Source organism: Nonomuraea turkmeniaca (assembly GCF_005889735.1).
GTDB classification, from domain to species: Bacteria; Actinomycetota; Actinomycetes; order Streptosporangiales; family Streptosporangiaceae; genus Nonomuraea; species Nonomuraea turkmeniaca.
Genome location: NZ_VCKY01000270.1, coordinates 1 through 13336 on the forward strand (window position 1 = coordinate 1; position 13336 = coordinate 13336).

Genomic DNA, 13336 nt, shown 5'->3' on the forward strand with positions numbered 1-13336 from the left:
CGCCCACGCCGACGCCGTCCGCGCACGCCGAGGAATCTCACTAAAGACACGGAAAAACCCTTGTTCCGGTACGGTAAAAGACGTACCGGAACAAGGGTTTTTCAGTCCTCCACCGCGTCGAACTTGTAGCCCAGGCCGCGCACGGTCAGGATGCAGCGCGGATTGGACGGGTCGGACTCGATCTTCGCGCGCAGGCGCTTGACGTGGACGTCCAGCGTCTTGGTGTCGCCCACGTAGTCGGCGCCCCAGACGCGGTCGATGAGCTGGCCGCGGGTGAGCACCCGGCCGGCGTTGCGCAGCAGGACCTCCAGCAGCTCGAACTCCTTCAGCGGCAGCTGCACCTGATCCCCGCGCACGGCCACGACGTGCCGGTCGACGTCCATGCGTACGGGGCCGACGGCCAGCACCGCCGTCTCCAGCTCCTCCACCACGTCGCCCTGGCGGCGCAGCACGGCGCGGATGCGGGCGACCAGCTCCCGCGAGGAGAACGGCTTCGTGACGTAGTCGTCGGCGCCCAGCTCGAGGCCCACGACCTTGTCGATCTCGCTGTCCTTGGCCGTCAGCATGATGACCGGGACCCTGGAGCGCTGCCGGAGGGAACGGCACACCTCCGTGCCGGGCAAACCCGGCAGCATCAGGTCGAGCAGCACCAGATCCGCGCCGTTGCGGTCGAACGTGTCGAGCGCCTCGGGCCCGGTCGCCGCGACCGACACCTCGAAGCCCTCCTTGCGCAGCATGTAGGACAGGGCGTCGGAAAAGGACTCCTCGTCCTCGACGACCAGTACTCGGGTCATGACGCCGCCTTCGTCGGCATCATGACCCGAAGGGTGCTGTGTTCATTGGTTCCTTCGCTTCGCTCAGTCACGAGGCAGTCTCCAGGGGAATCGAGGGTGGTACGGCCACCGCCGTACCGCCGAAGGCGGGCAGGCGGAGCGTGAAGGTGGAGCCGGACCCTTCCTTGCTCCATACGGACACCTCGCCGGCGTGCGCCGCGGCGACGTGCTTGACGATAGCGAGGCCGAGTCCCGTGCCGCCGGTGGCCCGGGATCTGGCCGCGTCGACGCGGAAGAAGCGCTCGAAGATACGTTCCAGCGCCTCCTCGGGGATGCCGATGCCCTGATCGCTGACGCTGATCTCCACGGAGTCGTTCGCGGGGCGGACGCTGACCACGACCCTCGTGTGCTCGGGGCTGTAGGCGACGGCGTTGTCGATGAGGTTGCGCAGCGCGGTGACGAGCAGCTCGTCGTCGCCCCAGATGCGCAGGCCCTCGGTGCCGCCGGAGACGAGCGTGATGTCCTTGGCCACCGCCTTGGTGTTGCAGTGGTCGATGGCGTCGTGCACCGCCTCGTCGATCGACACCTGGCCGGGAGTGGGGATGGGCTCGGCGCCCTGGATCCTGCTGAGCGTGATCAGGTCCTGGACGAGGTAGTTGAGCCGGGCCGCCTCGTGCTGCATGCGCCCGGCGAATCGGGTGACCGCCTCGGGGTCGTCGGCGGCGTCCTGGATGGTCTCGGCCAGCAGGCTCAGCGCGCCGACCGGGGTCTTCAGCTCGTGGCTGACGTTGGCGACGAAGTCGCGGCGCACCGCCTCGACCCTGCGCCGCTCGGTCTGGTCCTCGGCGAGCACCAGCACCTGGCCGTAGGTGCCGAGTGGCGCCACGCGTACCGCGAAGTTGGTGGTCTCCTGACCGAATTTGTGCCCTGCGACGTCGATCTCGCTCTCGCGGATCTCGCCGTCGCGGCGTACCTGGCGGGCCAGCGCGAGCAGTTCGGCGGCCATCAGCCGATCCCCCTTGACCAGGCCGAACGCCCGCGCCGCCGAGCTGGCGCGGAGCACGCGATCGTGCGCGTCGAGCACCACGGCGGAGGAAGGGAGCACGGCGAGGACGGAGGCCACGCCCTGCGGCAGCGCGGAGCCGGTCTCCACACTGTCGGTCTCGGTGGTGCGGCTCGGAGCCTCGATCTGGTTTCGGTAGAACAGGACCGCCAGGGCGCCCACGACGAACCCGGCCAGGGCCGCGAAGCTCATGGCCAACTCACTCATGCCTCCGATGGTAGGCGGCGTTTTCCAAGGGACAGACCCCCTCATCAGGGGATGAAGGTCCCTTTCCTGGAAAGTTCATTTAGCTGTTGGAGTTCGTTCATAGAACGACACGTACGGTGGCGACATGCGCGACGCCTATCACGAAGAACTCGACGGGCTGACGGACAAGCTGGTCGAGATGACCAGGCTCGTCCGCTCGGCCATCTCCCGTGCCACCACGGCCCTCCTCGACCCCGATCTCCCGCTCGCCGAGAACGTCATTTCCCGGGACGACGAGGTGAACGCGCTGTTCGCGGAGGTCGAGTCGACGATCTTCGACCTGATGGCCAGGCAACAACCGGTCGCGATCGACCTGCGCACGATGATCACGGCGCTGCGCATGGGCACCGACCTGGAGCGCATGGGCGATCTGGCGGTGCACGTCGCCAAGGTGGCCCGGCTGCGCCACCCCGAATCGGCGATCCCGCCGGAGATGCGCGCCACGATCCTGGAGATGGGCCAGATCGCGGAGAACATCGTCACCAAGGCCGGCAGCTGCGTGGCGTCGCGCGACGTGGAGTCGGCGCTGGAGCTGCCGCAGGACGACGACGCGATGGACCGGCTGCACCGGAAGTTGTTCCGGCTCCTGCTGGCGAAGGACTGGAAGCACGGGGTGGAGTCGGCCATCGACATCACGCTGATCGGGCGCTACTACGAGCGGTACGCCGACCACGCGGTCCGGGTCGCGGAGGACGTCGTCTATCTGGTGACCGGCACCCGACCGACCTGATTTCCGCGGACCGCGACGATTTCGGCCGCCGCCGGGAGTCCTACCTGCGACACACCCGCAAGGAAGGATGACCGGCATGGCCACCAGCCATACTCTCGACGTGCCCGGCGCGCATCTCCGCTACGAGGTCCGCGGCGCGGGCCCCCTGTTGTTCGTCATCGGATCGCCGATGGACGCCGCGGCGTTCGCGCCGTTCGCCGATGCGCTCACGAGCGACCACACCGTGGTCACCCTCGATCCGAGGGGCATCTCCGGCAGCACGCTCGACGACCCCGAGCAGGACTCCACGCCCGAGCTGCGGGCCGACGACGTCGCCGCGATCATGGACGCCCTCGGGGCCGAGACCGCCGACGTGTTCGGCAGCAGCGGCGGCGCGGTGACCGGGCTCGCGCTGGTCGAGCGGCATCCGCGCCGGGTGCGTACACTCGTCGCGCACGAGCCTCCCCTCCTGGAGCTGCTGCCGGACGCCGTCGAGCGGCGGGCCGGTGTAGAGGACATCATCGAGACCTACCGGCGGGACGGGGTCGGGGCGGCCTGGATGAAATTCATGATCACTGCGGGCTTCGACCTGGAGGCCGAGGGCGCGCCCGCCGGGCCGGAGGAGCCTTCGCCGCAGGACCTGGCCAACAGCGCTCGCTTCTTCCTCCACGAGCTCCGCGGCACCACCCGGTACGTGCCCGACGCCGCCACGTTGACGGCCGGTCCGGCCCGGGTCGTGGTCGGGATCGGGATCAAGTCCGGAAATCTCGTCACTTATCGGACGTCGATCGCGCTGGCCGAGCTGCTGGGCACGCCGCCCGTCGAGTTCCCCGGCGACCACGGCGGCTTCATCGAGCGCCCGGCGGAGTGCGCGGACGTGCTGCGGAAGGTGCTCGCGGGCTGATCCCGGACTGCGGCTCAGCCCACGGGCCTGTCGGCTCGATGTCGGCCACGAGCAGGGACGGCTCGCCGGCGGGGCGTGACGTCCGCGGGCAGGGCCGGCTCGCCGGCGGCGCGTGACGTCCGCGGGCAGGTCGTTGTTGAGCGGGCACGCCAGGACGCGGGCGCCCGCCAACGCCAGGAGGCGGGACGCCGTGCAGGCGGCCGTCGCGGGCCATCGCCGCCGAAGTAACACTCCGGGAGGACGAGCAGGTCGACGCCCTCCCGCGCGCACCGGTCGAGGGGCGCGCCCAGGCCGCCGCCCGCGTGGCAGGACAGGTCGGCCTGGAGCGCCGCTACCTTCAACGGCCCTGGTTGGCCACGGCCTCGATGGCGGCCTTGGCGGCCTCAGGGTCCAGGTATTCGCCGCCGTGCCGCAGCGGCCGGAACTGGGCGTCCAGCTCGTAGAGCAGCGGGATCCCCGTCGGGATGTTGAGCCCGGCGATGTCCTCGTCGCTGACGTCGTCCAGGTGCTTCACCAGGGCGCGCAGCGAGTTGCCGTGCGCCGCCACCAGGACGGTCCGCCCGGCCGCCAGGTCCGGCACGATCTCGTCGTACCAGTAGGGCAGCATGCGGTCGACCACGTCCTTCAGACACTCCGTCCGCGGCATGAGCTCGGGCGGCAGGAGGGCGTAGCGGGGGTCGCCGGCCTGGGAGTATTCATCGTCGTCGGCGATCGGGGGCGGCGGCACGTCGTACGAGCGGCGCCACAACATGAACTGCTCGTCCCCGAACTCCTCGCGCGTCTGCGCCTTGTTCTTGCCCTGCAGCGCGCCGTAGTGGCGCTCGTTGAGCCGCCAGCTGCGCTTGACCGGCAGCCAGAGCAGGTCGGCCTCCCCCAACGCGAACTGGGCCGTCTGGATGGCCCGGGTCAGGAGGCTGGTGTGGACGACGTCCGGGCGCTGCCCGGCGTCCAGGAGGAGCTTGCCTCCGCGGCGGGCCTCGTCCTCGCCCTTGGCCGAGAGGCTCACGTCCACCCAACCAGTGAACAGACCCTTAGCGTTCCAGTCACTCTCGCCGTGCCGTAGCAGCACCAAAGTCGCCATGACCCCAATGGTACGGATTCAGCGGTCGGGGTCGGCGAAGCGGGCGAATGCCTGGAGGTTGGCCAGCGACTCGCCCCGCTTGGCCCGCCACGCCCACTCCCGCCTGATCGAGGAGGCGAATCCCAGCTCCAGCGCCCGGTCGAACCAGTCGTCCGAGTACGTCAGCACGCACCCGAGCAGCCGATCCACCTCCTCCGCGGTGACGGCGGACAGCGGCATCCGGCCCACGAGATACACGTCACCAACGGGGTCGAGCGAGAAGTGCACCCCGTACATGGAGCCGTTCTTCTCCAGCAGCCAGCGGTAGAACTCGGTGTGGTTCTCGTCGGGCTGGCGGCAGAAGAACGCCTCCACGTGGAGCGCCCGCTCCCCCACGATCAGCCACGTCATGGTGGCCAGCTTGTGCTGGCCAGGGAGCTTGGCGAGGAACGCCCCCGGCCGCGGCTCGTCGTACGAGACCTCCGCGGCCTTGAGCGCGGCTTCGACGACATCGCGCATAGAAGTGCACGTTACAGATTCACGGCGACGGGCGTCTTGTGCAGGTTCGCGATGGCGCCCGCGTACACCTCCATGAGCCGCGACGCGGTGGCCTGCCAGCCGAAGGCGGCAGCGTGCGTGCGGGCGCCGTGCGAGAGCTGGTCGCGCCAGTGCGGCGCGGTGATGAAGCTGCGGAGGGACTGGGCCCATTCGGCCGGGTCGTGGCCGTCCACGAGCAGGCCCGAGACGCCGTCACGGACGGCGGTGCGCAGGCCGCCGACGGCAGCCGCGGCCACAGGTGTGCCGCAGGCCTGGGACTCCAGGGCGACGAGGCCGAACGACTCGCTGTAGGAGGGCACGACGGTGACGGAGGCCGCCCGGTACCAGTCGGCCAGCTCGTGCTGGGAGGCGGGGGGCACGAGGCGTACGACGTCGGAGATGCCCAGCTCGGCCGCCAGTTCGGTGAGGATGGACGGCCTGGCCAGGCCGTTGCCTGACGGGCCGCCGACGCAGGCGATCACCAGACGCTCGCGGAGCGACGGATCCTCGATGATCATCCTGGAGGCGGCGCGCAGCAGCACGTCGGGGGCCTTGAGCGGCTGGATGCGGCCGACGAACAGCAGCACGTGCGCGCCCAGCGGCAGGCCGAGCCGGTCGCGGGCGGCGGCCTGCGAGCCCGGCCGGAAGACGGTGAGGTTGACGCCGGGGTTGACGACGGCGACGCGCTCCTCGGCGGCGCCGTACAGGTCGATGAGCTCGTTGGCCTCGTCGGCGGTGTTGGCCACGAGGCGGTCGGCGATCTCCACGACCTGTTCCTCGCCGACCACGCGGGCCTGCGGCTCGGGCTTGTCGTCGGCGGCGAGCAGGAGGTTCTTGACCTTGGCCATGGTGTGCATGGTGTGCACGAGCGGCACCCCCCAGCGTTCCTTGGCCAGCCAGCCGACCTGGCCGGACAGCCAGTAGTGGGAGTGGATGACGTCGTAGCGGCCGGGGTCGTACATGGCCTCGGTGCGCAGCACCTCGGACAGGAACGCGCACAGCTGCCCCGGCAGGTCGGCGCGGTCCATCTCCTCGTACGGCCCCGCGGTCAGATGCCTGACGAGGACGCCAGGAGCGAGCTCGGCCACCGGTGGCAGGTCGCGGGCGGTCGCCCGGGTGAAGATCTCCACCTCCACGCCCAGCTGCGCCAGCAGCTTGGCGGACTCGACGATGTACACGTTCATGCCCCCGGCGTCGCCCGTTCCGGGCTGGTCCAGGGGCGATGTGTGCATGCTGATGGTCGCGACCCGGCTGACCCGTCGCCTCACTCGACACCACCTCCAAGAACGGTATAACCACGCAGATTTTTCCGACATTCCCGACAGAAGGTCACGCCGGGGGCCTAGCCCGGGGTCGGGGCAGGTGGACTGGCAGGATGACTCCATGCGGAAGACGGCTGTGGTGACCGGGGCGAGCAGCGGAATCGGCGAGGCGACAGCGCGCCGGCTCGCCGCCGAGGGCTATGAGGTGGTGGCGGGTGCGCGGCGGCGCGAGCGGCTGGACAAGCTGGCCGCGGACGAGCCGCTGATCAGGGCGGTGACGCTCGACGTGACCTCGCAGGAGTCGGTGGACGCGCTGGCGGCCTCGCTCGACCGCTGCGACGTGCTGGTCAACAACGCCGGCGGCGCGCTCGGCCTGGAGCCGGTCGCGGACGGGCGCGTCGAGGACTGGCAGCGGATGTACGACGTCAACGTGCTCGGCTCGCTGCGCATGACCCAGGCCCTGACGCCCAAGCTCATCGAGTCGGGCGACGGCGTGCTGGTGATGCTGACCTCGACGGCGGGCCTGGTGTCGTACGAGGGCGGGGGTGGCTACTGCGCGGCCAAGCACGCCCAGACGTCGATGACCGAGACGCTCCGCCTGGAGCTGGTCGGGCAGCCGGTGCGGATCGTGGAGATCGCGCCGGGCATGGTGAAGAGCGAGGGGTTCGCGGTCACCAGGTTCCGGGGCGACGAGGCGGCTGCGGCCCGCGTGTACCAGGGCGTGCCCGACCCGCTGAGCTCGGACGACGTGGCCGACGCCATCGCCTGGTGCGTGACCAGGCCCCCGCACGTGAACATCGACCGCCTCGTCATCCGTCCCCGCGCCCAGGCGGCGCAGCACCGGGTGCACCGCGTCACGTGAGCAAGCCCGTCGGCGCCATCACCAGAGGGACGACCGCGCACAACCGGCTGCGGCGCTGCGATCGCTGGATCGCGGCGGTGCACGGGCGGCGGCTGCGGGCGGTCGATCGGCCGCTGGTGGTGGACCTCGGCTACGGGGCCTCGCACGCCACGACGCTGGAGCTGTTCACCCGGCTGCGCCGGGTCTCGCCCGGGGTCGAGGTGGTGGGCATCGAGATCGACCCGGCCAGGGTGGCGCTGGCCAAGCCGTACGAGCGGGAGGGGCTGAGCTTCCGGCTCGGCGGCTTCGAGCTGCCCGTGTCCCGGCCGCCGGTGCTGGTCAGGGCGTTCAACGTGCTGCGCCAGTACACCGAGGCGGAGGCCTGGCACTACTGGGACGTGCTGCGCGGCAGGATGGCCCCGTACGGCGTGCTGGTCGAGGGGACGTCGTCGGAGAACGGGCGGCGGGCGGTCTGGGTGGGGCTGTCGTCCCGCGGGCCCGAGACGATCACGTTCTCGGCCCGGTTCGACGCCTTCGAGCGGCCCTCCGATCTGGCCGACCGGCTGCCGAAGACACTTATTCACCGGAACGTCCCGGGCGAGCGGATTCATGCGTTCCTGAGCGACTTCGACCACGCCTGGGCGGTCAGCGCCCCATATGGCGCGCACGGGGCGCGACAGCGGTGGCTGGCCGCCGTACGGGCGCTGGCCGGCTTCTGGCCGGTGCCCACGCGCCCGCCGCTGGGCGGACCGGCGAGGTGGCGGCTCGGCGAGGTGACGCTCCCCTGGTCGGCGGTCGACCCCCGCGGCTAGACCCGCGACTCGAAGCGGCCGACCCCCGCGATTAGATCCGCGACTCGAAGCGGCCGACCCCCGCGGCTAGATCCGCGACTCGAACACGTCGTAGGCCGCACGGTCGAACAGGACGAACCTGACGTCCTCGACCGACGTGTGCGCCTGCCGCACCGCGTCCAGCGCGATGCGGGCCGCGTCGTCCATGGGCCAGCCGTAGATCCCGGTCGAGATCGCGGGAAAGGCCACAGACCGGGCTCCAAGCTCGTCGGCCACGCGCAGCGACTCGACGTAGCAGGAGGCGAGCAGCTGGGAGCGATCCTCCGACGCGGAGTGGACGGGCCCGACCGTGTGAATCACCCAGCGGGCGGGGAGCCGCCCGGCCGTCGTCGCCACGGCCTGCCCGGTCGGCAGGCCCTTGCCGTAGTGGGAGGCCCGCAACTTCCTGCAGTCCTCCAGGATCTCCGGGCCGCCGCGGCGGTGAATGGCGCCGTCCACGCCCCCGCCGCCCATGAGCGAGGAGTTGGCCGCGTTGACGACGGCGTCGACCCGCTGCTCGGTGATGTCGCCTTGGACCAGCGTGATATCCATCTCACCAGCATCCCGGATGCCAGCTCGACAGGTTGTAGAGCTACCCTGAAGGGCGTGAAGGGTCTTGGCGAACTCGAGCGCAGCATCATGGACATCCTCTGGGCGGAGAACACCGCGTTGACCGCCCGCGAGGTCGGCAGGCTCATAGCCGACCGCGACCTCGCCCCCACCACGGTCATGACCGTGCTCGACCGCCTCACCCGTAAGGGATTCCTGCGGCGGACGCGCGACGGCCGCGCGTGGAGATATCAGCCGGCGGAAAGCCGCGACGCATACGTCGCCGAGCTTATGCTGGGAGCCTTGGACTTGACGGGCGACCGATCGGCCGCCCTCACCCGCTTCGCCCAGGCCGTGTCAGGACCGGAGGCGGAGATCCTGCGCAGAGCTCTCACGGAGCTGGAGGAAGAGTGATCACGGCAGCGGCGTTGGCAGCGCTCGCCACGGCGTGCGCGGTCGGCTCCTGGCGTTTCACGACGGCCCGGTGGACCTCACGTGCGCCCCGGCTGGCCATCATTCTCTGGCAGTCCCTGGGCGTGGCCTGGGGCCTGGCGACGACCGGCGCCATGCTGGCGTACGCGGTCCAGCCCTACGGCCTGGGCGTGCTGCCCGGGCTCATCGCGTTCGCGCGCGGCGAGACGCCGCAGACCCCCTGGGACGCGCTGCACGTGCTGGCCATGATCGCGGGCATCACCGCGCTCGCCGTGCTGGTCGCGGTGCTGTTCACAGCCGGTGTGCAGGCGCTGCGGGCGCGGCGGCGGCACCGCATGCTGCTGGCGCTGATCGCCCACGACGACCCGGCCATGCCGGGGGTGCGGGTGCTCGACCATCCGAGCGCGGCGGCGTACTGCGTGCCGGGGCTGCGTTCGCAGGTCGTGGTCAGCGAAGGCGCGCGCAAGCTGCTGTCGCAGGACGAGCTGACCGCCGTGCTCGCGCACGAGGCGGCGCACGTACGCGAGCGGCACGACCTGGTCCTGCTGCCCTTCGCCGCGCTGCGCAGGGCGCTGCCCTGGTCGAAGGTCGTGGCCGACGCGCAGGCACAGGTGGAGCTGCTCGTCGAGATGGCCGCCGACGACCGGGCCCGGCGTTACTGCTCGCCGCGCCGGCTGGCCACGGCGCTGCTCAGGTTCGGGACGGCCGGGGCCATGCCGACCCCGCACGGCATGCTGGGCCTGCACGCCCACAACGTCATGGCGCGGGTGGACCGCCTGGTCAAGCCGGGTCCGGAGCTGGCCGCGTCGGTACGGTCCGGGTACATCGCGCTCTCTGTGACATTGGTCACCGCGGCGCCGTTCCTGTGGGTTATCCAGCTCTAACGCTTGCTGCTGTTAAACACAGCGTTTGCAATTGCAAGCAGCGCGAGGCAGACTACAGGCATGGCACTACCGAAAGTCGGCTCGATCGGTGAATACATCCGCGAGCAGCGGCAGCAGGCGAAGATCTCGCTGCGCCAGCTCGCCGCGGCGGCCGGGGTCTCCAATCCGTACCTCAGCCAGATCGAGCGCGGGCTGCGCAAGCCGAGCGCCGAGATTCTCAACCAGATAGCCAAAGGTCTGCGCATCTCCGCGCAGGCGCTCTACGTGCAGGCGGGCCTCATCGAGGACCGCGAACCGCCGAGCGACGTGATCACCGCCATCAGGGCCGACACGAATCTCACCGAGCGGCAACGCCAGGTGCTGATCGACATTTTTGAGTCGTTCCGCAAGGAGAAGCGTGCCGAGGATGAGCAAACCTCCCAGAACGCTCACCCTCGGCACGACTCCGGACCGGACGACGAGCAGCCGCTGCCCGAGGAGTTTCTCGCCGCACTTGAGCCCTACGCGGCGACCTCACGCAACGGCAACGTCACCCAGGAAACCAAGGAAGGTTAACCCATGACGCTCGCCACCGAGGTCAAGAAGCTCACCGATTCCAAGCCGTTCTACGCCGTCGCCGGGGCCGGCGACTTCGCCGTGGAGAAGCTGCGCGAGCTGCCCGAGCAGCTGCGCAAGCTCCAGTCCCGCCGCTACGAGCTCGTCTCGGAGCTGCCCGAGCGCACCCGCGCTGCCGCTGACAAGGCCGAGGGCCTCGCCAGGGAGCTCCCCGAGAAGGCCCGCGAGTACGCCGACCAGTTGACCCACAAGGCCACCGAGGTCTACGAGGACTTCGCCACGCGCGGCCGCAAGGTCGTCAGCAAGGCGTCGGGCGAGGCCGCGCTCGAGCTCGAAGAGGTGTCGGAGGCTGCCGAGCCGGCCGTCGCCGAGCCGGTCGAGCCGGTCAAGAAGACCCGCTCGACCCGCACCACCCGTACGACTAAGGCCTGACATGACGGAAAGGCCCGTCTCCCTTGGGGAGGCGGGCCTTTCCGCTTCGGGGTGCCCAGCCGACCGGGGCGCCTATTAGGCTGGTGGCCGATCTCATCGCGGCGTTGGGCGGAGCCAACAACATGAATATGATCAACGGTGTCTTCAACCTTCTCTTCCTGGTGCTCGCCGCCGTCATCTTCGGAATGTCGGTCTACGCGTTCGTGCACGCGCTTCGGGTGCCGGGGAACGCGTTCATCTCGGCGGGCAAGCTGAAGAAGGAGCTTTGGCTGCTCATCACGGGGCTGGCGACGCTGTTCTCGGCCGCCGGGGCGTGGAGTTACTTCAACGCGTTCATGATCGTCGGCAGCGTCGAGTTCATCGGGATCGGCCTCGGCCTCTTCTCGATCCTGGCCGTCATCGCCGCCGCCGTCTACATCGTCGACGTGAAGCCGGCCGTCAAGGGCATGGGCCGGGGCAACAGCGGCCCGTACGGCCCCTGGTGACGGTTAGGCTGCCGGCATGACCTACGACCTCCACGGACGGACCCATCGGCTGGAACTGGCGGACCAGAGCCTCCGGGAATTCGAGGCCGTCGTGCTCGACGCGACGCCCGAGGGGATCGTGCTGAACAAGTCGGCGTTCTATCCGGGAGGCGGCGGGCAGCCGGCCGACCATGGCGTGCTGATCTGGCAGGGCGTGGAGACGCGCATCGTCGGCGTGCGCAAGGGCGACGATCTCTCTTTGGTCCCGGCCGAGGGCGACCCGATCCCGCCCGTGGGCACCGTGGTCACGGGGGCGGTGGCCGACGCGCGCCGCTCGGCCCTCATGCGTACGCACTCCGGTCTGCACGTGTTGTGCGGGGTCGTGTTCAGGGACTACGGGTGCCTGGTCACGGGCGGCAACATGGACGAGCTCAGCGCCCGGATGGACTTCAACCTGCCCGAGGTGCCTCCCGGCTTCAAGGAGGCCGTGGAGGACGCCTGCAACGCCGAGATCGTCGCCGACCGGCGCATCGACGTGAAGGTGCTGCCCCGCGCGGAGGCGTTCGCCCTGCCCGACATCATCCGAACGGCCACGAACCTGGTGCCGGAGACCGTTCAGGACGTGCGCATCGTCGACATCGCCGGCCTGGACACCCAGGCGGACGGCGGCACCCACGTGGCCTCGACCAAGCAGATCGGCCACATCAGGGTCGCCAAGATCGAGAGCAAGGGCCGCGGTTTCCGCCGGCTCCGGATCCAGATCTCCGACTGAACGGATCCCCGGCCGCGCCACCGGGCCGTGGCCACGCGATGCGTCAAGCTCGCCGGCCGCCACGAGGCAACCGTGCTGGTCACAGTCCTCAACGAGTGGCTGTGACACCCGCTCTACAACATCTGCACCCTGGCCGCCCACCGCCGACGCGGCTACGGAGGCGCCATCACGCTCGCCGCCCTGCACACCGCCCGCCGCCACCACCACATCGCGGTCCTCCAGGCATCCGCGGACGGCGAGCCCGTCTACCGCCGTCTGGGCTTCCGCTCCTGCGGCCAGTTCACCGAACACGCCGTCACCCCTTCACATCGCCGCCGTAGTCCACGTTCGCGACAGCCCTAGCCGATCATCTGGGCGAAGCCGTCGAGGAGGCGGCCGAGGCCGAACTCGAAGAGGTGGTCGAGGTCGAGGTCGAAGTCGCCGAGATCGGCCAGGAGCTCGCCGAAGGCGGGGTAGGCGCCTGACTGGCTGATCGCGCGCATCCGGTCGTCCTGCCCGCTCAGCCACTCCTCGTCCGTGAGGCCCGTGGCGGCCCGCGCGCGCCGCTCCAGCTCGAGGTTGGCGCCGATGCCCTGGACGTAGCTGTAGAGCAGGATGTGGAGCCGCATCTTGGTGGTGGCGTCCAGGCGGGTGCCCGCCAGCGTCGCCATGACCCACTCCGTGTGCTTGATCAGACCGGCCGAGGGCAGCGGGCGGTACAGCGAGGTGACCCCGGCCATCCATGGGTGCGCCCGGTAGGCGGCCCACTGCAGGCGGGCGGTCGTCTCGAACGCGGCCCGCCAGCCGGCCGGCCGCTCGGCGGGCAGCGGGAAGTCCTCGATCGCCGTGTCGACCATCAGCAGGACCAGGTCCTCCTTGCCGCCGATGTGGCGGTAGAGGGACATGGTGGCCATGCCGAGCCGGTCGGCGATCGCGCGCATGGTCAGGTCGGGGAGCCCCTCGGCGTCGGCGATCTCGATGGCCACCCGCACGATGCGCTCCCGCATTCGACCAGATCCCGAAATTTCAGGACGTGGCGTCGCC

At 70.2% G+C, this 13336-nt stretch carries 18 protein-coding genes; 11 read left to right on the plus strand and 7 right to left on the minus strand.

Going from position 1 to position 13336, the window contains the following annotated elements; genetic code table 11:
* Positions 1–101: 101 nt before the first annotated feature.
* Together ETD86_RS46230 and ETD86_RS46235 are read right to left on the minus strand one after the other, a co-directional pair.
* Complete coding sequence (locus ETD86_RS46230) at positions 102–794, minus strand: response regulator transcription factor (protein ID WP_138672981.1); 693 nt, start codon at positions 792–794, stop codon at positions 102–104.
* A gap of 67 nt (positions 795–861) precedes the next feature.
* Entirely contained in the window at positions 862–2043 is a 1182-nt protein-coding gene (locus tag ETD86_RS46235; protein ID WP_211370732.1) for a sensor histidine kinase, read from the minus strand.
* A gap of 124 nt (positions 2044–2167) precedes the next feature.
* On the opposite strand from ETD86_RS46235, the gene phoU reads away from it, so the two are divergent.
* Both phoU and ETD86_RS46245 read left to right on the plus strand, forming a co-directional pair.
* Positions 2168–2812 carry a phosphate signaling complex protein PhoU gene (gene phoU, locus ETD86_RS46240; protein ID WP_138672982.1) on the plus strand — a complete coding sequence of 215 codons (645 nt, stop codon included), beginning with the start codon at positions 2168–2170 and terminating at the stop codon, positions 2810–2812.
* Positions 2813–2888: 76 nt separating this feature from the next.
* A complete protein-coding gene (locus tag ETD86_RS46245) occupies positions 2889–3695 on the plus strand; it encodes an alpha/beta fold hydrolase (protein ID WP_138672983.1) in 807 nt (268 codons plus the stop codon).
* Positions 3696–4032: 337 nt separating this feature from the next.
* Here ETD86_RS46245 and ETD86_RS46250 read toward each other — a convergent pair whose 3' ends face one another.
* From ETD86_RS46250 to mshA, 3 genes are read right to left on the minus strand one after another with little or no spacing between them, the layout of a single operon-like run.
* Positions 4033–4776 carry a phosphoglyceromutase gene (locus tag ETD86_RS46250; RefSeq protein ID WP_138672984.1) on the minus strand — a complete coding sequence of 248 codons (744 nt, stop codon included), beginning with the start codon at positions 4774–4776 and terminating at the stop codon, positions 4033–4035.
* 18 nt (positions 4777–4794) lie between these two features.
* Positions 4795–5274 (minus strand): type III secretion system chaperone family protein, encoded by a 480-nt coding sequence (locus ETD86_RS46255; RefSeq protein WP_138672985.1) that lies wholly within the window; start codon positions 5272–5274, stop codon positions 4795–4797.
* An 11-nt stretch (positions 5275–5285) separates the two neighbouring features.
* Positions 5286–6524, minus strand: coding sequence for a D-inositol-3-phosphate glycosyltransferase (gene mshA / locus ETD86_RS46260; RefSeq protein WP_425465701.1), 1239 nt, complete (start codon positions 6522–6524; stop codon positions 5286–5288).
* A 151-nt stretch (positions 6525–6675) separates the two neighbouring features.
* On the opposite strand from mshA, the gene ETD86_RS46265 reads away from it, so the two are divergent.
* Together ETD86_RS46265 and ETD86_RS46270 are read left to right on the plus strand one after the other, a co-directional pair.
* A complete protein-coding gene (locus tag ETD86_RS46265; RefSeq protein WP_138672987.1) occupies positions 6676–7416 on the plus strand; it encodes an SDR family NAD(P)-dependent oxidoreductase in 741 nt (246 codons plus the stop codon).
* Positions 7413–8207 (plus strand): class I SAM-dependent methyltransferase, encoded by a 795-nt coding sequence (locus tag ETD86_RS46270; protein ID WP_138672988.1) that lies wholly within the window; start codon positions 7413–7415, stop codon positions 8205–8207. Before ETD86_RS46265 ends, ETD86_RS46270 begins: the two co-directional genes overlap by 4 nt.
* 66 nt (positions 8208–8273) lie before the next feature.
* Here ETD86_RS46270 and ETD86_RS46275 read toward each other — a convergent pair whose 3' ends face one another.
* The gene (locus ETD86_RS46275; RefSeq protein ID WP_138672989.1) at positions 8274–8777 is read right to left on the minus strand and encodes an O-acetyl-ADP-ribose deacetylase; all 504 of its coding nucleotides are present in this window, start codon (positions 8775–8777) and stop codon (positions 8274–8276) included.
* A 54-nt stretch (positions 8778–8831) separates the two neighbouring features.
* Between ETD86_RS46275 and ETD86_RS46280 the strand changes: the two genes are divergently transcribed.
* The 7 genes from ETD86_RS46280 (at position 8832) to ETD86_RS46310 (ending at position 12655) form a co-directional block, all read left to right on the plus strand.
* The gene (locus ETD86_RS46280) at positions 8832–9188 is read left to right on the plus strand and encodes a BlaI/MecI/CopY family transcriptional regulator (RefSeq protein ID WP_138672990.1); all 357 of its coding nucleotides are present in this window, start codon (positions 8832–8834) and stop codon (positions 9186–9188) included.
* Positions 9185–10090, plus strand: a complete 906-nt coding sequence (locus ETD86_RS46285) for a M56 family metallopeptidase (RefSeq protein WP_138672991.1) — start codon at positions 9185–9187, stop codon at positions 10088–10090. Before ETD86_RS46280 ends, ETD86_RS46285 begins: the two co-directional genes overlap by 4 nt.
* 3 nt (positions 10091–10093) lie before the next feature.
* The gene (locus tag ETD86_RS59440) at positions 10094–10645 is read left to right on the plus strand and encodes a helix-turn-helix domain-containing protein (RefSeq protein WP_281287084.1); all 552 of its coding nucleotides are present in this window, start codon (positions 10094–10096) and stop codon (positions 10643–10645) included.
* 3 nt (positions 10646–10648) lie between these two features.
* Positions 10649–11077, plus strand: coding sequence for a hypothetical protein (locus ETD86_RS46295; RefSeq protein ID WP_138672992.1), 429 nt, complete (start codon positions 10649–10651; stop codon positions 11075–11077).
* A gap of 122 nt (positions 11078–11199) precedes the next feature.
* The gene (locus ETD86_RS46300) at positions 11200–11562 is read left to right on the plus strand and encodes a DUF2516 family protein (RefSeq protein ID WP_138672993.1); all 363 of its coding nucleotides are present in this window, start codon (positions 11200–11202) and stop codon (positions 11560–11562) included.
* Between the two features lie 16 nt (positions 11563–11578).
* On the plus strand, positions 11579–12313 hold the full coding sequence (locus tag ETD86_RS46305) for an alanyl-tRNA editing protein (RefSeq protein WP_138672994.1): 735 nt from the start codon (positions 11579–11581) through the stop codon (positions 12311–12313).
* Positions 12314–12433: 120 nt separating this feature from the next.
* A complete protein-coding gene (locus ETD86_RS46310) occupies positions 12434–12655 on the plus strand; it encodes a GNAT family N-acetyltransferase (protein ID WP_281287085.1) in 222 nt (73 codons plus the stop codon).
* On the opposite strand, the gene ETD86_RS46315 is transcribed toward ETD86_RS46310, so the two are convergent.
* Positions 12652–13336 (minus strand): TetR/AcrR family transcriptional regulator (locus ETD86_RS46315; protein ID WP_138672995.1); only part of this gene is annotated, 685 nt, incomplete at its 5' end. The genes ETD86_RS46310 and ETD86_RS46315 overlap by 4 nt on opposite strands.